17 protein-coding genes are annotated in these 17,703 nt (G+C 64.6%); all 17 read right to left on the bottom strand.

Annotated features, from left to right (window positions below):
• Window positions 1–10 precede the first annotated feature (10 nt).
• The 17 genes from ACTDXD_RS17720 to ACTDXD_RS17640 all read right to left on the bottom strand — a co-directional run bounded on the left by ACTDXD_RS17720 (window position 11) and on the right by ACTDXD_RS17640 (window position 17,701).
• Entirely contained in the window at window positions 11–2,128 is a 2,118-nt protein-coding gene (locus tag ACTDXD_RS17720; protein ID WP_440127681.1) for an Rv1355c family protein, read from the bottom strand.
• A 56-nt stretch (window positions 2,129–2,184) separates the two neighbouring features.
• Window positions 2,185–3,006: a hypothetical protein gene (locus ACTDXD_RS17715; protein ID WP_440123609.1), complete on the bottom strand. Its 822-nt coding sequence runs from the start codon at window positions 3,004–3,006 to the stop codon at window positions 2,185–2,187.
• Window positions 3,007–3,051: 45 nt separating this feature from the next.
• A complete protein-coding gene (locus ACTDXD_RS17710; RefSeq protein ID WP_440123608.1) occupies window positions 3,052–3,477 on the bottom strand; it encodes a hypothetical protein in 426 nt (141 codons plus the stop codon).
• Window positions 3,474–3,938, bottom strand: coding sequence for a GyrI-like domain-containing protein (locus ACTDXD_RS17705; RefSeq protein WP_440123607.1), 465 nt, complete (start codon window positions 3,936–3,938; stop codon window positions 3,474–3,476). The genes ACTDXD_RS17710 and ACTDXD_RS17705 overlap by 4 nt, the downstream gene beginning before the upstream one ends.
• A gap of 196 nt (window positions 3,939–4,134) precedes the next feature.
• Window positions 4,135–5,490 (bottom strand): GH39 family glycosyl hydrolase, encoded by a 1,356-nt coding sequence (locus ACTDXD_RS17700; RefSeq protein WP_440123606.1) that lies wholly within the window; start codon window positions 5,488–5,490, stop codon window positions 4,135–4,137.
• An 18-nt stretch (window positions 5,491–5,508) separates the two neighbouring features.
• Window positions 5,509–5,661, bottom strand: a complete 153-nt coding sequence (locus ACTDXD_RS17695) for a hypothetical protein (RefSeq protein ID WP_440123605.1) — start codon at window positions 5,659–5,661, stop codon at window positions 5,509–5,511.
• A gap of 79 nt (window positions 5,662–5,740) precedes the next feature.
• Window positions 5,741–6,589, bottom strand: a complete 849-nt coding sequence (locus tag ACTDXD_RS17690; protein ID WP_440123604.1) for a hypothetical protein — start codon at window positions 6,587–6,589, stop codon at window positions 5,741–5,743.
• Window positions 6,586–8,013, bottom strand: a complete 1,428-nt coding sequence (locus tag ACTDXD_RS17685; protein ID WP_440123603.1) for a KamA family radical SAM protein — start codon at window positions 8,011–8,013, stop codon at window positions 6,586–6,588. The genes ACTDXD_RS17690 and ACTDXD_RS17685 overlap by 4 nt, the downstream gene beginning before the upstream one ends.
• On the bottom strand, window positions 8,010–9,398 hold the full coding sequence (locus ACTDXD_RS17680; protein ID WP_440123602.1) for a flavin monoamine oxidase family protein: 1,389 nt from the start codon (window positions 9,396–9,398) through the stop codon (window positions 8,010–8,012). Before ACTDXD_RS17680 ends, ACTDXD_RS17685 begins: the two co-directional genes overlap by 4 nt.
• Window positions 9,395–9,616, bottom strand: a complete 222-nt coding sequence (locus ACTDXD_RS17675; protein ID WP_440123601.1) for an acyl carrier protein — start codon at window positions 9,614–9,616, stop codon at window positions 9,395–9,397. The genes ACTDXD_RS17680 and ACTDXD_RS17675 overlap by 4 nt, the downstream gene beginning before the upstream one ends.
• The gene (locus ACTDXD_RS17670) at window positions 9,613–11,247 is read right to left on the bottom strand and encodes an AMP-binding protein (RefSeq protein ID WP_440123600.1); all 1,635 of its coding nucleotides are present in this window, start codon (window positions 11,245–11,247) and stop codon (window positions 9,613–9,615) included. Before ACTDXD_RS17670 ends, ACTDXD_RS17675 begins: the two co-directional genes overlap by 4 nt.
• Window positions 11,244–13,379 (bottom strand): hypothetical protein, encoded by a 2,136-nt coding sequence (locus ACTDXD_RS17665; RefSeq protein ID WP_440123599.1) that lies wholly within the window; start codon window positions 13,377–13,379, stop codon window positions 11,244–11,246. Before ACTDXD_RS17665 ends, ACTDXD_RS17670 begins: the two co-directional genes overlap by 4 nt.
• Entirely contained in the window at window positions 13,370–14,767 is a 1,398-nt protein-coding gene (locus ACTDXD_RS17660) for a lipopolysaccharide biosynthesis protein (protein WP_440123598.1), read from the bottom strand. Before ACTDXD_RS17660 ends, ACTDXD_RS17665 begins: the two co-directional genes overlap by 10 nt.
• Entirely contained in the window at window positions 14,760–15,554 is a 795-nt protein-coding gene (locus ACTDXD_RS17655) for a polysaccharide deacetylase family protein (RefSeq protein ID WP_440123597.1), read from the bottom strand. Before ACTDXD_RS17655 ends, ACTDXD_RS17660 begins: the two co-directional genes overlap by 8 nt.
• Window positions 15,551–16,519 carry a glycosyltransferase family 2 protein gene (locus ACTDXD_RS17650; protein ID WP_440123596.1) on the bottom strand — a complete coding sequence of 323 codons (969 nt, stop codon included), beginning with the start codon at window positions 16,517–16,519 and terminating at the stop codon, window positions 15,551–15,553. Before ACTDXD_RS17650 ends, ACTDXD_RS17655 begins: the two co-directional genes overlap by 4 nt.
• The gene (locus tag ACTDXD_RS17645; RefSeq protein ID WP_440123595.1) at window positions 16,516–16,932 is read right to left on the bottom strand and encodes a hypothetical protein; all 417 of its coding nucleotides are present in this window, start codon (window positions 16,930–16,932) and stop codon (window positions 16,516–16,518) included. Before ACTDXD_RS17645 ends, ACTDXD_RS17650 begins: the two co-directional genes overlap by 4 nt.
• Entirely contained in the window at window positions 16,922–17,701 is a 780-nt protein-coding gene (locus tag ACTDXD_RS17640; RefSeq protein WP_440123594.1) for an NAD-dependent epimerase/dehydratase family protein, read from the bottom strand. The genes ACTDXD_RS17645 and ACTDXD_RS17640 overlap by 11 nt, the downstream gene beginning before the upstream one ends.
• Between the last annotated feature and the right edge of the window lie 2 nt (window positions 17,702–17,703).

Here is a 17,703-nt window from a genome sequence, read left to right as displayed (position 1 = left end):
CTGTCCTCCTTCAGCTCTGTCCACTCCGGTGCCTGTACCGGACTCGATCCGCACGGCGGCGGCTGCGTTCTGCGGCGTGCCGAGTTCTCCCGACCCGCAGGACGAGCGCAATTCGGTCGTCGTCCGCCACTCCCAGCGACACGCTGAGCTTTTCGCGCAACGCATCGAGGGCACTGGCGTGCCTGCGCGACAGCCGCTCCAGGTCGGCGAACGTGTCGGCGTACAGGAAGACCGGTGAGACCGGCTGGACCGCAAGCCCGAGGGCATGCGCACGCACCCACACGCTTTCGACCACGGTGCCTGCACGGATGTAGTCGCGTGCAGCGCCTCCTTCGGTCACGATCGTCACCAGGGCGGCGCTTCCTCGTACCCGGTCTCTGGTGATGCGTCCGAGTCCGCCGCCGAGCCCCCAGTGGTCGAGTTGGTCGAGGACGTCGTCGCGCAGGACGACGTCGAGCATGGCGCTCTCCGCTGCATCGAGCCCGAGTGAGTTCACCTCGATACCGCTGTCGGCATTCTCGCTTCCGGGCCGACGCAACTCCCCCAGCATGTCTCGTCTGAGTTCTCCGGTCAGGTAACGGATCCGATCCGACTCGGCCAGAATCTCGGCGCTCTCGTCGAGCGCTGCCGGATCGGTCACGACTTGGATCCGACCGCCTTCCAAGGCCGCCGCTGCATGCAACGCCGCGATCTCCCCGCCCGTGAGATCGCAGTCATCGCTGGGATGCCGGTTCGTCTCTCGCGCAAGCATCGGGCCGTACAGCTCCGAGAGGTACGGATCGGCACCGTCGCCGAATTCCAGCATCGCGACGGGGCGAGTCGAATCGATTCTGTCGGCGGTAGGCAGTCTCACCGTACCGAGGATTCCGTGAGCCGCTGCGGCTACTTTCGCGTTGAACAGAGCTGCCCCGACCGCGATGCAGCTCCCTCGATGATGCAAGTCCATCAGTACCGCAGCAGGCTCCGGAGCGATCGAGAAGACGAGCCGTCGCTGCTCGACGGTGATCGACCAGGGCTGGCTGTTACCCCCGGACGGCGCCCGAACCGCCGCGTGCAGCAGCGCGTCGACCGGCCCCGTCGGCACCGGCTGATCGGTCGGTTGCGCCGATGGTTCGGCCGCTTCCGCATCCGGCGGTTCCAGCTGCCCGAGAGATTCCTCGAGGTCGATCCGCCCGCGCCCGGAATCCACGTTGTACCCGAGCGCAATTCGTCGGATCACTTCGGTGACCGTCGCGCCACCGAGTGCCACGTCGCTTGCGAGTTGCGGCCACGCTTCGAGCGTTTCGTCGATTTCCAGCATGGATGCGGCCAATCGCGTCGACAGTTCGCCGGCACCGAGGATTCGCAGTACGTGCGGCACCTTGTCTCGGCTGGACAACCCCGTAAGTGCCTCGACATCGATGTCACCGAGCAACCCGTGGAACGGTCGGCGCTCCGGCACGAGGTCGAACCGCTCGACATCGACCAGACCCCGGTCGCTGGTATGCATCACGACAGGCATCCGCCTTCGCGCTGCCTCCACCCTCAACAGCACCTTCACATCCAGCGAATCGCATTCGTCCACCAAGACGTCGAGACCGTCGAGGAAGTCGCCCACGGTATGGGGCGCGACGCCGTCCGGCCACACCCCGATGTGCAGGTACGGATCCACCTCTGCGATACGACGCGCGGCGACCACCGCCTTGTTGAGTCCCAGATCGAGCAAAGTGGCAGGCACCCGGTTCAGGTTGGACAACTCCACACCGTCGAAATCGGCCAGTCGGATCTCACCGCAGACACCCTCGAGGGCGAGCGTGTGGGCCACGGCATGCCCGACACTGAGACCGACGACACCGACGGTCACGGCCTGCAGCCGCTCCTGTTCGGCAGTGGTGATCTTGTTTCGGTTGCGATCGAGACGCAGCCGCCGGAACGACACCGGTCCGAGTACCCGGACCGCGGTACGCCGCCACGGGTAGTACGCCCACCGTGGCGCCTCCTCAGGAACGGCGAGGCCACCGAGACGACGCAGTCCGTCACGCTGCTGCGTCAACCGATCGACCAGCGCGACCCCCAGCTCGTCGCGCAGTCGCTCGAGTTCGACCGTATGGTCCGAATGTTCCTCGGACAAGAGCACCGCCGTGTGCATCTCGTCCTCGCCGCGCTCTGCGTCTGCGATCCTCCCGCCGGGAATGGGGCCCGCGCTCATCCGACATCCGATGTCAGGAGCTTCTCGAGCTCGCGAGTCCGCTCGCATGATCTGCCCTCCAGGACGTCCCAGAGGAGCAGACGTGTCCGGTACCGCGAATCCGGATACGGACACGGCGGGACGCTCTCGACGATACGAGCACCGGACTGCGTCCACATCTCCAAGGCGTTGTCGGCTGCAGTGCCCACGAGATATCTGGCACCGAGGAGCTCCATGCAATAGGTCGTGGTTCGCGCGACCGAGGTGCTCAGTTGTCGTCGTCTCGGAATCCCGGCTGCTACCCACCCCATCTTGGATTCGACCAGCCCGTGGGTGAGACATTCGCCGAGCACCCGGCGGAGCACGGCCCGGTGCACCGGATCGGTCCACTCGACCATCGGATGCGCGTCGTCGACACTTCGATACGGCCCCAACGCCCGAGACCCTCCCACCACCGCGCCCTCCGCGTCGAGGGCGGCGAAGAAATACGTCGTCGAGATTCCGTCGATGATCTTGTCGTATTCCACAGCCGTTTCGACACCGTACTTCCGGTACGCGGTGAGCGCGCCGGCAACGAACTCCGTCCACAGAGCCGGTTCCGCAGCCGGGGACGCTGCGACGAAACGGTATCCCGAATTCTCGTCATGGAATTCGAGTGTTCGCCCCACGAACAGCGGAGACAGCTCTTCGGCTCTGCGGTCCACATCGGCCTCCGTTCGGCGGCCGTGCTTCGCATCGGACAACCACACATCGGACGCCCGCACGTCGACGACCTCGACGAACCGCCGTTCGCGCTCGCCCACGACCGGTGGCATGGTTACACCGATATGGTCACCCATTCCGGCACCACTCGTCACCGTTACCTGAATTCCGAGGCAGAATAATCATCTCAGGGACACATACAATTCGGCTTCACCGCGCTCCGGAAGAACGAGAATCTCCTCCGTGAATGCTCGCGTGATCTCGCCCCTCTTGTCGGCAGCCTCGACCTGATCCCACAGATCCTCGCATCGATCGGATGATCCACCCTCGGGCACGAACCGCGCTGCGTAGTTCTCGGAGACTCTGACCAGCGAGTCTCCGATCGTCAACTCGTCGATGTTGTCGCAGCGATATCCTGCGACGGCGGACCATCCCGCTTCGAGGTGCCTGACGTAGACCACCGTGATGTCCCGGACACCGCGTTCGCAGAGCCGCTCCAGGGTGAAGTTCATCAGGTCTGCGGCAGGGCCGAGGACCCCGGGCGCGGCACCCGGCACCACGAGCCCTCCCACCTGATACGGACCGACTTTGACAATGGTGAATGTCATTGCGGTTCCCCGTACTTCGCAGGCCGAACGGCCACGTACAGGTCGACCCCGAAGGCATGCGGATAATATTCGAAGTCCCCGGTGAAGGTCCGCTCGATCTCGCCGCGACGCTCCGCTTCCCAGACCTCCTCCCACAATCGGGGGAAAATCTCGGTGAAATCGTCGCCCGTTACCGAGAACTTGGCGTACGTACCCGCAGGCAGACGAGAGACCATGTATCCGGTGGGCACATCGTCGAGCGACTCGCAGCAGTACCCGACCGTCTGAATGTAATAGGAACCGACCTCCTCGGCGTGATCGGTGTAGGTCGACGCGAGCGGACCCGCGGTCTCTCCGTTCAGGACCGCGAACCACGCTTTCTCCAGATGCGGGTCGCGCACCTTGCCGAGCGCCCGGCGTGGACTCCTCACGGGCAGGCCTGCGACAAGGGTTTCTTTACGATCGATCAATCGAAACGGCATCGGATGTACCTCCATGCAGCACGAACTTCCCCTACGCGCGCTGCCCGACCCTTCGCACGCAATACCGGGACGATTCGAGATTAGGTCCAAAAGCGCCCGGTTTCAAACGTTCCTGAAAATCAACCTGAAGTATGTTTCCAGTCGGCTATTGAGTTTATGAGTTTTTTACTATCGGATGCGGACGAGAATGCGGGATCTAGCCCGCAGTGCCACCCCACGAGTCCGCCGCCGTGAACCATCTGACCTCGTAAGCCGACCACTCGAACTGCCTGCCGTCGACGGAAGCACTCGTCGTCGTGTCCCTGGTATTGACGATCACGCGAGCGAGGTCGGTCTCGAGCGCGAGCAATCCGTCCGCCAACCGCACCGTCCGCCGATCGACGGTTGGGGGAAACCACCGCGCGAAACCTTGGAGAACATCGAGGAACGGTAACGGCCGGCCCCCGTCGGCGTCCCAGGTATCCGTCCAGAGACACTCTGCACATGCCGCGTCCTGCGGTCGTGGGTTCCAGTACAAGACCGTATCTGCTCCACTACCGGCGAGCTCGATCATCGCGGCGACACGCAATGCCATCCGATGCTCCGGCGACCAGCCCGGGCCCGGTGGCTCGACGTACCACTCGGCCCACCAGATGGGCAGACCGACCTGCCAGTGGAGCCATTCATTGACCGCCGCGAACTTCTGAACAGCTGTGAACTCGTCCGGCGCGCCCTGAGCCGTTGTCGCATGGGCATCGACAGCAACGAAGTCTGCACCCTTCCGATGCATGTTCCAGAAGACGAATGCATCCAGGTACCGTTGGTCCACTGCTCCCCACGGACCCTCCAGCTGTGGCGAGGTGCCCAGTGAACCCACCGGCTTACTCGCGAATTCGAGGTAGGGCCCACCGACCTGATTGGCGGGATCCACCGCTTTCACCGCGTCGTACACCATGTTGTACAAGGTCGTGTATCCCTGCGCGTCCCAGCGATCGGTGTCGTCGTCGAAGAATCCTTTGAACTCGTTCCAGACGAGAAAGTGCCGGACATTCGGATAACGCCGTGCCACTTCGGCACTCAGTTCCGCGAAATCAGCGTAGTGTTCCGGACGCGGAGCGACCTCCAGTCGGTCCCAATCGGTCTCTCCGGGCTCTCCTCCCTTCATCCAGTCCGGTGCGCAGCACAGCACGATCACCGGCGTACCGCCACTGCGGGAGATGAAGTCCATTCGACGATCGAGACTTTCGAAATCGTAACGGCCCGGCGATGGCTCCGGGTTGTCCACTCCCCACCCCATGATGGCCTGTGCCTGCACCATCGGCACCGATCCGACTGCCCTCTCGGCAGCCGCAACTGCCAGAGGTCTGCCGGTGTCGGCACTGAATTGCGTATGGGTGAAACCCCATCCGGCAGTACTGATACTCCCGGCTCCTCCCGAAGGAGGAAGACCAGGGGAGCTCAGATGCACGGCGGCAAGCAATGCGGCCACCGCTACCATGACCGGCAATCCGACCGTGCCCCACCGCCGGATCGTGCTTCGTACGACCGGCCATATCCCGAGGTGGGGCGTCATGGCCCCACCCCCTCGGTGTCAGGCATGTGTCGTCCCCTGCTCGGACGTTGCCGAGCCGCCCTGCGGAATACGCGCTCGGAGCCCGAGGAGGAGCACGATATCGGCCGCAATGAGCAGAACGAACAAGGCCGCGATCGCAAGGACGAATATCACCACTGCGTTTGTCGCCATCTCGATCATGCTGCATCGCTCCCTTTCATTGCCGGATTCTTCAGGGTCGGATTCTTCGATGTCGGATGGGCGACCCCGACTACCAAGGCACGCATACGAGTTCGCTGTAGAGGTCGTCGACCTGCCCGGGATCGAGCGTCGCACTGCGGTACATCTTGGGCCAGTTGTCCAGCTCGAATGCCAGCGGTGGACGACGCCCGATCACCCGCAACTCGGCAAGTGTCGCCACAAGTCCGTGGCGCACCAGCAGGTGGCGCGTCAGCGGCATCCAGGCACGATGAAACAGATCCGGATTGCTCACATGCAGCGCGACGGCGAAAACGGGTACACCCTTGTACCGGCATTTGCGGTACATGACGTAGCAGGACTGCTGTCCCTGGACCACCACGAGATGACACGCAGCCAGCGCGCGCACATGGTCGCGGTAGATGTCGAGCTCTGCACCGGTGAGTGTGCGCGCGATGACCCTCGGGTCGGAACTGACCCTCGTTCGCGGGGACACAGTCGGCCACGGGAGATTGGGGATGAGCGCCGCAGACGTATCGAGGAATCGGAACTTCCTCCAGGACAGAATCTCCCGAGGTCCGTCGTCGGGCGAGAGCACGGTGAAGTGATATCCGTCCTGCTCCAGCAAGGCGTCGAGCAAAGACATACTGCGCGCCCGATACTCGGACAACACGCACCACGATCCCATATTGCAGAACCGCTCCACTTGCCCCGCGACCCGGCGCTGGGAGTAGAGAGCCAGCAATGTGCCGACCACATTCGGCCCGTCGCGCAACATGAATCCGTGATTCGGAGCGTCCACCTTCCACGGCACCGTCGAGCATGCCGACTCCCACGGAACGCGGTCGTTGTGATTGACGCTCAGGAAGTCCGCGACCTCCCCGAGGTCGGCGTCGGTGATCGGGGCAAGCTCGACGGTCATGGCGCAGAGACCGTTCCGGAGGCATCACACGGGACGGTGCACGAGTTCCGCCACCACGTCTGCCCGGAGGGCGGGAGTGTGTCGATCGGGTCGTAATACGGATAGACCCGGTTCAACGCATCGACGTCCACGCCGTCCAAACCAGTGCGATAGTTCTTGCTCCAGTGCGAGATACCGCGGATCCGGTCGTAGTAGACAACCTGGTGAACCCAGCGCTTGCCGACGAACGGGACGTCGCACACAATCCGCGGAGTCGCGAATCCGGGTAGGTAACCCATGATCTCCTGCTGCAGTTGCTGCGCCTCCCACAGCGCGACCCGCCAGTGCTCGGCGTGGGGAATCATGTCGCACATGTAGAAGTAGTACGGCAGGATGTTCGCTTCACCCTGCAGTGCGAAACACAAATCGAGCAGGTCGGTGGTGGTGGCGTTCACCCCGCGCAGCAATACCCCTTGGTTCCGCACATCCCGCAGACCTGCGTCGAGCAGTGCCCGCGTGGCCTCCGCAACCAGCGGAGTCACCGACTGCACATGGTTGATGTGGGTATGCAAAGCCAGATTGACGCCTCGATCCGCGGCGGTGCGCGCCACGCGGGCAACCCCGTCGACCACCTTGTCCTGCAGCCAGTGCTGCGGCAACCCCGCCAGGGCCTTCGACGCCAAGCGGATATCGCGAACGGTGTCGATCTCGAGCAACTCCGCGACGAAGGCTTCCAGCCGCGGCCAGGGAAGGTTCGCCACGTCTCCACCGGAGACCACCACGTCGCGCACGGATGGCGTGGCGCGCAGGTACTCCAGCATTCGTTCCTGCCGGTCGACCGGCCGCAGCTCCAACTTCGCCTTGCCGATCGTCGGTGTCGAATTGCCGACGAGATCCATCCGTGTGCAGTGTCCGCAATATTGCGGACAGGTCGACAACAGCTCGGCAAGAACCTTGGTGGGGTACCGGTGGGTCAGCCCCTCCGTCGCCCACATTTCGCTCTCGTGCAGCGAATCCCGCTCGGCGTACGGATGCGAGACCCACTGGGGATCGCGATCGCTGAGCACGGGCAACATGTAGCGGCGGATCGGATCCGCGTAGAAGGCCTCGGTGAAGCCGCGGCGTGTCGCGCCCGACGGCGTCATGGTGTTCAGCATCTGCGGCGGCAGAAGCATCGACATCGTCGCACGTTCCTGCTGATCGGCAGCCAGATCGGCATAGAAATTCTCGTCCAGCAGATCACCCATCACCGCGCGCAATTGCGCGATGTTCTTCACGGAGTGTGCGCGCTGCCATTGTGCATCACGCCACTCGGCTTCGGTGACGGCCGTCCATCCCGGATATCGTCGCCAGTCCGGCTCGATCAATTGCCTGCGCACATACGTGTACGGCTGATCGGTGGCGTAGGCGAACCCGGTCTTCTCGCGTTCGATGTATGTGGTCATCGTGATGCAACCTTCCGAGAGTCGGTCTGCGAAATTCCGGCCGCGATCATTTCGGTGGCGACGCGACGACCGGACCTGATCGCGCCTTCCATGAGCCCGAAGAACTCCAGGCTCGTTTCGGTTCCGGCCCAGTGCACCCGGCCGTGGGGTTCGATCAAGCTCGGTCCGAGCCGCAACCAATCGCCAGGGCCGAACAAGGCGGCATAACAGCCCTTGCTGTACGTCTCGGACAGCCAATCGGTCACCGTGCACTGCGACGGCGACGGCAGCTCAGGGAAGAGCCGACGGGTGTGGGCCAGCGCTGCCTCTCGCTGTTGCGACTCCGACATCGCGGAGAAGGCGGATGCCGCAGCACCCGTGACGAATCCGGTGAGAATGCCGACGGACCCATCCGGAGGCGAATCGTCGACAGTGGACAGCAACGGCCCCTGCGCACTCACCGACCACCCGGACAGTCCGCTTTCCCGCCAGATCGGCGAAGGGTAGCTCAGGTGCACCTTCACCGCGCATCCACGGCCGGTCGCGGTTGTCGCACGCGGCTCGGGCAGCCCTGGCCGGAACTCGATCTGCTGCGCCAACAGCGGCGGAATGGCGACCACGACGCGATCGGCCCGGTACGTGGTCGATACCCCCTCGCTGTCCGAACCACAGGCCACCACTACTCCGTCCCGGTCCTGCTCGATCGCGCGAACCGGACGATCCGACCGCACTCGGTCGCCGAGCCGGTCGGCGAGCGCCTCGCACAGCAGGTGCGAACCCCCATCGATTCGCCATTGCTGCGCACCGCCCTCGAACGCATTGAGGTAGCGGATGCCACCGCCGGACGACAGGTAGAAAGCCATGTGGAGCACGGAGATCGACGCGGGGTCCGCCGCCATCATCTCGCCGAGGAACAGCGGGAGAAAGGTCTGCGCATCCGGATGATCGATCACGTCGGCTGCCCATTGTGCAACCGAGATCCGGTCGAGGCGTTCGGCATCCGGACTCAGCCAGGGAGCGTCGGTGCGCACCGACGCCACGATCTCGTCGAGCCGGTCGAACAGATCACCGAGTGCGACGGCCCCCAGAGGGGGCACCCTGCCCGGCGTGGTCGTCCGCTGCCCCGCCATCAGAAAGGTGCTGTCCCCGGTCATCTCGGTGGAGGCCAGATCGAGTCCGTACTCGCGCAACTGCGCGAGAAGCTCGGTGTGCCGCACGCCCAGATAGGCAGCCCCTCCGTCCGCTGAGATACCCGAGGACACCGGGATACCGTGCATCCGGCCGCCGACACGATCGCGCGCCTCCAGGACAGTGACGTCCGCGCCCGCGTTCACCAGATCGACCGCAGCGGTCAACCCCGCGAGTCCCGCACCGACCACGACGACCCGCATGCGCGTCCCGTTCACGACGCGACCGCCGTCACTTTGGCGAACAACTGCTCCGCGGAGGGCCCATCGAGGAAGTCGTCGTACGGCAGTTCGATTCCGAAATCACGGGCAATGGCACTGAGCACCCGCGTTGCCAGAAGTGAATCACCACCGAGTTCGAAGAAGTCGGAACCGGCATCGACGTCGGGGGTCTCGAGGACCCGGCGGAAGATCTGGACAATATGGTCAGAGTTCATCGTTCTGCTCCTTCGAGGTCACCGTTCAGTGCGGCACGCTGTGTCGCCGATCGATCGATTTTTCCGCTGGCGGTGTACTCCAGTCCTGCAACGAAATACACCCGGGCAGGGACGAATTGGCTGGGTAGCCGCTCACGCAGAAAGCGCTTCAGCTCGAGCGGCGTCGGGAGCATTCCTGCGGCCGGGACCACATACGCCGTCAGCGACATTCGTCCCAGTAGCAGTTCCCCGACCACCACTGCACCCGCGACGGCGGGATGCGTATTCAACTGCGCCTCGACTTCCGCCGGATGCACCCGAACGCCGAGCACCTTCAGCTGGTCGTCAGCGCGGCCCCGTGAGAACACCGGCCCCGTCCCGCTGCGAGTGGCGAGATCACCTGTGCGAAACCAGCGGGCCGGTCCCGTTCCGTGGTCGGCGACGGGAAACCCGGACGCCGTGTGCTCCGGCATGCCCAGATACCCGGTTGCCAACGATGGGCCGGATATCAGGAGTTCACCGTCGTCGGTGATGTGATCGCGCACGTGGGGCAGCGGGCGCCCGAGCGGTGCGTCGGAGACGAGTGCCATGACCTCGGGTTCGGTGCCCGGTCCGCTCAGTCTCACGGCGTGGGTCACCATCGTCGTCTCGGTGCACCCGTAGGTGTTGAGCAACACGACGTTCCCGACGGGGAGTTCTCGCCACTGCCGCAACCGGGTCGGATCGACCCGTTCGCCCCCGATCACCACCAGCCTGAGACTGTCCGGCAGGCCGATCTGCTCTTCGTGCAGGTAGAGCACGAGTTCGTGCCAGTACGCCGTCGGCAGGTCGATCATGGTGATCTCCTGCTCGGTCAGCATGCGCACGAAGGGCCGGAACGATCCGATGCGGGCCGCATCATCGAACACCACTGTTGCGCCGGTGATCAATGCGGGCACCATCTCTTCGAGACACGTGTCCCAGCCGAGAGAGGCGAACTGGAGAACACGGTCGTCGGGTGTGAGTTCGAAGAGGTCGCGCAACGCGCGTGCCGTCACGGTCAGCGCACGCCGCGAGATCGCAACCGGCTTGGGAGTTCCTGTGGAACCCGAGGTACACAGCACATATGCCGGATCGTCCGGGAACCACATACGGCTCGACGGGTCGCCGTCCACCACTGCCGGGTTGTCGGGCACCTCGATCCGATGGTTGTCCGATTCGCCGCCATCGAGATCGGTGATGACCACCCGATCGACTCCGAGGGCCGCGGCGAGAGAATGCTTGCGGGCACCGGGAAGCGCCGAGTCGATCGGACAGTAGGTGACGCCGGCCTGCAGGATTCCGAGCAGATGTTCCACCACGGCGGGTGTGTGCGACACGACCGCGCCGATCCGGCCCGATCCCCCGCCCGCGTCCGGCCGGGTCGAGCGGTACCTCGATGCCGTGGAACGGACCCTTTCGGCGAGGTCCCCATAGGTGATGACGGACCCGTTGTACACGAGAGCCGCGTGGCCGGGCAGGTCGTGCGCCGCGGCGACGAAATCCGTCACCACGTCACCGGTGTGATCGATGGCGACCGGAGCGATATCGGGTCCGGAAAGAGTGTTGTGAGACATGAATTCCTCGCTGTCGAGAGATTTCGGTTGCGGTGCGATTCGCTCCTTCTTCGTCATGACGTCAACATCGCGAAGCGCTCGAGAACGACGAGCACGAATCCGATGAGCAGTGGTATCGCAGCGAAGGTGAGTGGGCGCAGACGTGTGTATCGGTCGGGCGTGAGCCGCAGGCGCCATGCCTCACGCACACCCAGGGTGCCCACGAGCAGGATCAGAAAAGCCACGCCGACACCGGTCCACGGCGTGAGCCACACCTGTACTCCGGTGGACATCAGCGCCTTGTGTTCGGCTTCGGCATCCGGAGGCCAGTCGAGGGAATAGACCGTGGCGTCCTGGTTCTCCACGACCGTTCTCAGTCCGGGCGCATCGGCCAGCGAGGCGCGGAACTCGTCGCCCCAGCCCAGCGGGTATCCCTGGCCGAGCTCGACGAACGCTTCCTGACTTCGCGTGGTGATCAGGTAGGTGTCCGGCCCCTTTTCGCGGAGCGCCTGCAGCACGCCTGTCACATCCGACGGATCGAGGGGGGCCATCGTGTTCGACCAGTGGACGCGTTCCACGTCGCGGTAGCCGAGCGGCATGAATGGCGTGGAGTTGAGCTCGGGGACCGCGGTGACGTAGAGGAACCGCACGTCGTCGGTGGTCTGGTCGTACACCGATCCCACTGCACTCACCGCACCACTGTCGATCCGCTCGAACGGCTCGTTGCCGTATCGGGTGACGAAGAAGGACAACAGCATGACCAGCCCGAGCACGCATGCAGCGCAGCGCGCCAGCAGGGAGGGCCGCGACACCGGGCGGGGAAACAGGGCGAGCGCGACGAGCACCGAGGCCGGGGCGAGTGCGAACAGGTAGACCCGCAACGCCATCTCGCCGCCGTAGCTCTGCATGAAGGCCAAGCCGATCGGAGCGGTGATCAGGACGAGAAGTACACGGTCCTCGATTCCTCGCCGCCGGCGGCGGAGTAGCCCTACGCCTGCGATCACGAAGACCAGTACCGTCGTGAGCATCCGGGCGCGCACCACCCATTGGTGCTCGGGGTTTCCGAGTTCTGCCCGATCGGAGATGTTCGCAGACACCGTCGATCCGACGTTCCCGACACCGCTCATCACCTCCCCGAAGTGACCTCCCCAGTACGCCTGGGTCATATAACTGACCCAGGCGACGACGATCACGACGAGCAGTACGGGAAGTCCCCGGAGTACGCATCGGCGCGCGACGACCAACCCGGCGGCGCTCAGGATCATGGCGAAGGGAGTCAGCTGGTGGCAGACGGTCGCGGCAGCGAACAGACCCACCACGACGGCGAGGATCACCACTCGCTCCGACGGATCTGCCTTCCTCTGCGGCAGCTCCCCGCGCGATGCTTCACCCCAGACCCATCGCCACAGCCTGTTTCCCGGACGCAAGGGCCAGGGGGCATCCCCCGACGGTGAATGAGGTGTACGGAACCAGACGACGAGGAAGCCCACGAAGAGCAGGTAGAGCACCAGCGCGAAGCCCTGCGGCGAGAAGTAGTCCTGCCCGATCCAGTTGAGGAGACAGAAGAACATGGCCGCGAGCCATTTCGCCTGCCAGGACATCCGGAGTGGGCTCATCAGCAGCCCGAGTGCAACGAGATACAGCAGGTTGGTGCCCACCGAGGCCACGGACACCGCGGTGTGCAGCGCAGACAGGTCTCCCGAACCACCCCAGAACGCGGCCAGCGCAAAGAACCCGGGCCAGGACCATCGGGCATCGAGGTCCGGTGCGGTGGTTCCGGTTCGGGCGATGAACTCGACGAATCCGATGTGGACCCAGCTGATCGGGAACCGCGGCTCCGATTCGAGCAGCAGTGTGATGCCGTGCAGCATGAGCACGAGCAGGACGAGGTGGATGCCGAGTAGCCAGGTGCGGCGGCGGCTCAGCGACAACGTCCCGATGAAGCCGAGCACGATCAGACCCGGCCCGAGCATGGTCGATATCGTCAGAACCGATATCAGCCCGAGCCCGGTCATGGCTTGCAGATCGATATTGCGCAGTCCAGCGAGGTACAACGCGACAGCCACGACGAGCGCAACGCAGAGAATCGCCACGGGCAGCCGTTGCCTGCGGACTTGCGGAGGCAACGGCGGCTGCGCGTCGGCGTCGGTGCACTGTGCAGCGAAATCGGCCGGATCGGACCGGCGCTTGTCCGCGTCGATCAGGGACATACGCTCTCCTCGTATGTCTCGATCGGGGGGTCGGGCTGCGGGCGCCGCCTCAGAAGCCTGCCGAGATCCGGAAGCACCGTCAGCATGGTGACGAGTTGACCGAGCAGCACCGCGACTCCCACTGCGGTGAGTCTCGGATCGCCGAACTGCGCGAATACCTGGTCGTATTGCTGCAGGAGCACCACCAACCCCAGTACTGCCATCGCTCGCGATGATTGGACGATGATGATCCGCCTGCTTCGGGTGCGCGCCCGCAGCGTGCCGAGGTAGATGTCCACTACTGCGCTGGCCAGGCTGGCGAGGGCCAGCAGTTGGAGCAGTGGCACGGCGTCGAGGTAGCCGTCGCCGAGTAGTCCCATGGCGTATGGAGCCGCGAGGCCGACCGCGACGAAACCTGTGACGAGCAGCCCCAGGGTCCTGATGAGCGCGGCGCGGCAGTAGTCGGCCAGACGCGAAGGGGCACACACTCCTTCCACAGCAAGCGATACACCGGTGTTGATCGCCACGAGGTTCATCATGTTGGCGACGGACCAGGCCAGGAAGAAGTACGCGTAGGTATGCGGAGCAACCCGCAACGCCACCAGGACGGGGACGAGGAAGATTGTGCCGTACTGCAGTAGCGCTCCGAAGTAGTCGGCGGCGAAGAACCGGCCGACCTGTGCGGCTCGCACCGCGACATCGTGGGTCGACGTGCGCACGTGCCGCGGTAGTAGCTTGCCGAAGATCAACAGGTTCACCGGGAACACGACGATGAACATGGAGATGATCCAGGAGAAGAAGACTCCCGTGCGGGGCATCGACTCGGCGAGCAGTACGAGTAAGCCGAGCTTGGCGACCGCGAATGCCGCGTTCCACACGGGCACCCAGACGGCGACACGCAACCCGGTCAGGACACTGTCCTGCACCGTGATCACACTCGCAACCACCGCCGCGCAGATGAACCACAGTCGCATGTTCGGCTCGCGCAGGATGTCGTACGCCGGGCCGCCCAGCATGTCGAGCGCGAAGGTCAGGGCGACGGCCAGCGCGGCGACCACTCCGGAGGTGAGCAGGTATACGAACACGACGACCCGGACGGTGCGCTTGCCGGTCTTGGGTATGAAGCGGTTCAGCGTGCCCGCGAAATTGGCCGACACCAGCCCGGTCAACAACATCAACGCAGAGATCGCGGCTGATCCGCGACCGACATCCGAATCGTCGTAGTAGTGCGCCGCGAGAATCCAGTACCCCAGGCCGAGTGCGCCGGTGATTCCCGTGTTGAGGACGAGCGCATAGGTGTTCCGCAGGAAGAGCGAACCGCTGCCCCGCTCGCTGACCGGCCTTCCGGCCGCAACATGATCGTCGGTGGGGCCGCCACCGGGATGGATCGCGAGCACGCTCTCAGCCATGTCGCGCGACCCGTTTACCCACGCGACGGGCTCCGCGCACGGTCGCATACCCTGCGGTCAGCACGCGGTCTCGCAGGTAGAACTGCTTGTCGCCGCGCATGATCGACGCGAAGTCGTTGTCGTCGGTACTTCGGCGGATGGTCAGCCGCGGGATCATGAACGGGTCGCCGGATGCAGTGGCGCGAATATTTCGCACGGCCGCCGCGCACCGGTAGCCGGCTGCTCTGGCGGCGACCCGCACCCGCGGGGTCGAGTAACCGAAGGGGTAGGCGAGCGAGTGGACGGGAGCGCCGACGCACTCCTCGAGCAGGATCCGCCCGATGCGAAGCTCCTCGCACAGTGCCGCATCCCCACACTGGTCGAGTTGAGCGTGGCTGTGGCTGTGCGCCCCGATTTCGACACCCTCGCTTGCAAGCTCCCTGACCTGCGCCCAGTTCAGCATCGGTCCCAGCGGATGTCCGGCTGCATTGGAGCCTGCGTCGTCGATCCAGCCGCTCGTGACGAACACCGTCGCCGGGAATTCGTGCCGCCGGAGGATCGGCCAGGCAACCCGCGCGAAGTCCGCGTAGCCGTCGTCGAATGTGAGCACCACCGTTTTCTCCGACACGGGCCCGTTCTTCGCCAGTGCATCGGCGAGGTGGGAGAAGGTCATCCCGGTGTAGCCGTTCTCTGCGAGAAAGGTGATCTGCCGGTCGAAGGCATCGGGATCGACGGAGAGACGACGGGTCGCGGCGGTGGGAGCTTCCGAAACCGAGTGGTACATCAGGACCGGAATCGACTCGTTCATGACGTCGCCGACATTGCAGGTCGCCTGCGGAGCGGCACGCCCCCGCGCGCGTAACCGGCTGCCGCAGAAAGGAGACCGACCGAGATCGCGTACGAACGCTCGATACCTGCTCGTTCTCCACGGAGCGCCTCCCCCAGCCCCCGCGCCACGCCTCGGGTGAGGGTGCGTGCGGTGTAGCTACGTTCCGCCGAGAGTCCATCTGCGACACCCACACTGCGCGTGACGGCCGCTTTGGACAGACCCTCGGCGAAGCAGCGGGAGCGGAAGTAGGAGAAAGTCTCTCGCGCAGCAGGTACGCGGTGCCAGATCACGGACTGCGGTTCGAAGACGAAGGTCCAGTCCGGTCGATGCTGGCGCACCCGGATGCAGAACTCCGTCTCCTCACACCCGAGGGGTCGGCTCTGCTCCGAAGTCCGGCCGATGTGACTCGGGAATCCCCCCGCGACCGAGAAGACCTCGCGGCGGAATGAAGCATTGCCGCCCAGCAGGTTCCGCACCGGTCCCGGCTCTCGCCCGGTGAACGTGCATCCAAGGACCCAATCGAACTCTTCCGGAAACCATCGGGGCCGCCCGGATTCCCAGGAGGGAAGGGTGGTGCCTCCTACGCCGACGATGGTCTCGTCCACGTAGGCGTCGCGGAAATGCCTGAGCCAGTCGGGATGAGCCACTGCATCGTCGTCCAGGAAAGCCACCACATCACTGGTGGCCACCTCGACACCGGTGTCCTTGCCACCGGACAATCCACGTTGCTTCCGGTTCTCCACCACGGTCACGTCGGGTAGGGCCGCGCTGAAGAGTTCGTAGAGATCGGGATTGTGGTCGACGACGAGGACGATCTTCTGGGGCGGCGTCGTTTGATTCCGCACCGATTCGATCGCAGCGAGGGTGTCGTCCCAGCGCTCGAGCGTGTAGGCGCAGATCACCACATCCATGGTCATACTGCTCGGAGGTATTGCGGCGGTCATGGAACATCTTCCTTCGTATGTGGAAGCGAGTTGTGATCGTTCGGCACCAGCCACAGCACGGACGCGGTGAGGCCTACCGCGAGCACACCTGCTGGGGGCGACCAGGCTTCGGCCGTCAACATCGTCTGTGCGATCAGAATGTTGATGACGAGAGAACCTGCGGCCCCGACGATCAGAGCGAGTAGGACGTTGATGCCCGGTAGCAGCCGGACGAGTGCGATCAGCGGGGCTGCGACGACGAACATCACCACTATCAGCCGATCCGGGACCCCCGGAAGATGAGGACTGTTCACGGCGATCGCCACTCCTCCGAGCGCCGTCACTGCGGCGGCGACAAGGCGGTGCCCGAGTCGTGTGCCTCCTCGCGGCGCCCTGAGGGCCGTGAGAAGCCGGCCGGTGGTGTCACGACGCACGACGGACCTCCTCGCTCTCCGGGTGCAGGCCGACCGCAGCAGTGCAGCCGAGCTCGGATCCTGAATTCGCGGGTATCTCCCAGGTCTCACCGGTTCGGATGCAGAACGTGCCGGTGACCGACATGGGGGCCCGGCCTGCGCGCACGAATGCCTCGACAGCGTCGTCGACGCAGACGCGGTCTTCGGTGGTGTCCGCGCGCCCGCTGTTCTCCTCGCGCGGATCGTAGACGTCAGCGAGCGCCAGGCAGATCGGCGCCAGCCCGTACATGCGGGCATACGCATTCAGATAGAGTTCACCGGCCAGTTTCGCTGCCTCGCACGGTGTGGTCGGAGCAGGAGACGAACTCCGTACCGGGGGAATCGGTCTCGCGTCGTCGTACCGGGGACTACCCGATGTCGCGTACACGACTCTGCGTACGCCGGCCCGCCGACCGGCTTCGCAGACATTGATCGTGCCGAGGACGTTGATGCGGGCATCGAACTGCGGATCGGCCACCGATACTGCGGGATCCACCTGTGCGGCGAGGTGGAATATCACTTCCGGATTCGCTCCGGCCACGATGCCTGCCAGTTCGGGACACTGAATATCGCGCTGCAGCAGAACGAATCGACACGCTCCGAGTTTTCGTCGGAGCATGATACGTTCGAGATTCGCGGTGGTGCCGGAGCTGAGATCGTCGACTCCGACCACGTGGTGTCCTTCGGTGAGGAGTCGATCGACCAGAGCAGACCCGATGAACCCCGCGGCACCGGTGACCAGTGTCCGCACGG

The organism is Rhodococcus sp. SJ-3 (genome assembly GCF_051918125.1).
Classification (GTDB): Bacteria; Actinomycetota; Actinomycetes; order Mycobacteriales; family Mycobacteriaceae; genus Rhodococcus.
The sequence above is the reverse complement of the archived record's forward strand: the minus strand, read 5'-3'. Positions and strand labels throughout refer to the sequence as shown.

Bases quoted from the DNA above. Each gene is read 5' to 3' on its own strand.
- ACTDXD_RS17665 (WP_440123599.1), bottom strand. From the start codon at position 13,379: ATGTCCCTGATCGACGCGGACAAGCGCCGGTCCGATCCGGCCGATTTC.
- ACTDXD_RS17710 (WP_440123608.1), bottom strand. From the start codon at position 3,477: ATGACATTCACCATTGTCAAAGTCGGTCCGTATCAGGTGGGAGGGCTC.
- ACTDXD_RS17715 (WP_440123609.1), bottom strand. From the start codon at position 3,006: ATGGGTGACCATATCGGTGTAACCATGCCACCGGTCGTGGGCGAGCGC.
- ACTDXD_RS17655 (WP_440123597.1), bottom strand. From the start codon at position 15,554: ATGAACGAGTCGATTCCGGTCCTGATGTACCACTCGGTTTCGGAAGCT.
- ACTDXD_RS17670 (WP_440123600.1), bottom strand. From the start codon at position 11,247: ATGACGAAGAAGGAGCGAATCGCACCGCAACCGAAATCTCTCGACAGC.
- ACTDXD_RS17705 (WP_440123607.1), bottom strand. From the start codon at position 3,938: ATGCCGTTTCGATTGATCGATCGTAAAGAAACCCTTGTCGCAGGCCTG.
- ACTDXD_RS17685 (WP_440123603.1), bottom strand. From the start codon at position 8,013: ATGACCACATACATCGAACGCGAGAAGACCGGGTTCGCCTACGCCACC.
- ACTDXD_RS17690 (WP_440123604.1), bottom strand. From the start codon at position 6,589: ATGACCGTCGAGCTTGCCCCGATCACCGACGCCGACCTCGGGGAGGTC.
- ACTDXD_RS17700 (WP_440123606.1), bottom strand. From the start codon at position 5,490: ATGACGCCCCACCTCGGGATATGGCCGGTCGTACGAAGCACGATCCGG.
- ACTDXD_RS17720 (WP_440127681.1), bottom strand. From the start codon at position 2,128: ATGCACACGGCGGTGCTCTTGTCCGAGGAACATTCGGACCATACGGTC.
- ACTDXD_RS17650 (WP_440123596.1), bottom strand. From the start codon at position 16,519: ATGACCGCCGCAATACCTCCGAGCAGTATGACCATGGATGTGGTGATC.
- ACTDXD_RS17675 (WP_440123601.1), bottom strand. From the start codon at position 9,616: ATGAACTCTGACCATATTGTCCAGATCTTCCGCCGGGTCCTCGAGACC.
- ACTDXD_RS17660 (WP_440123598.1), bottom strand. From the start codon at position 14,767: ATGGCTGAGAGCGTGCTCGCGATCCATCCCGGTGGCGGCCCCACCGAC.
- ACTDXD_RS17695 (WP_440123605.1), bottom strand. From the start codon at position 5,661: ATGGCGACAAACGCAGTGGTGATATTCGTCCTTGCGATCGCGGCCTTG.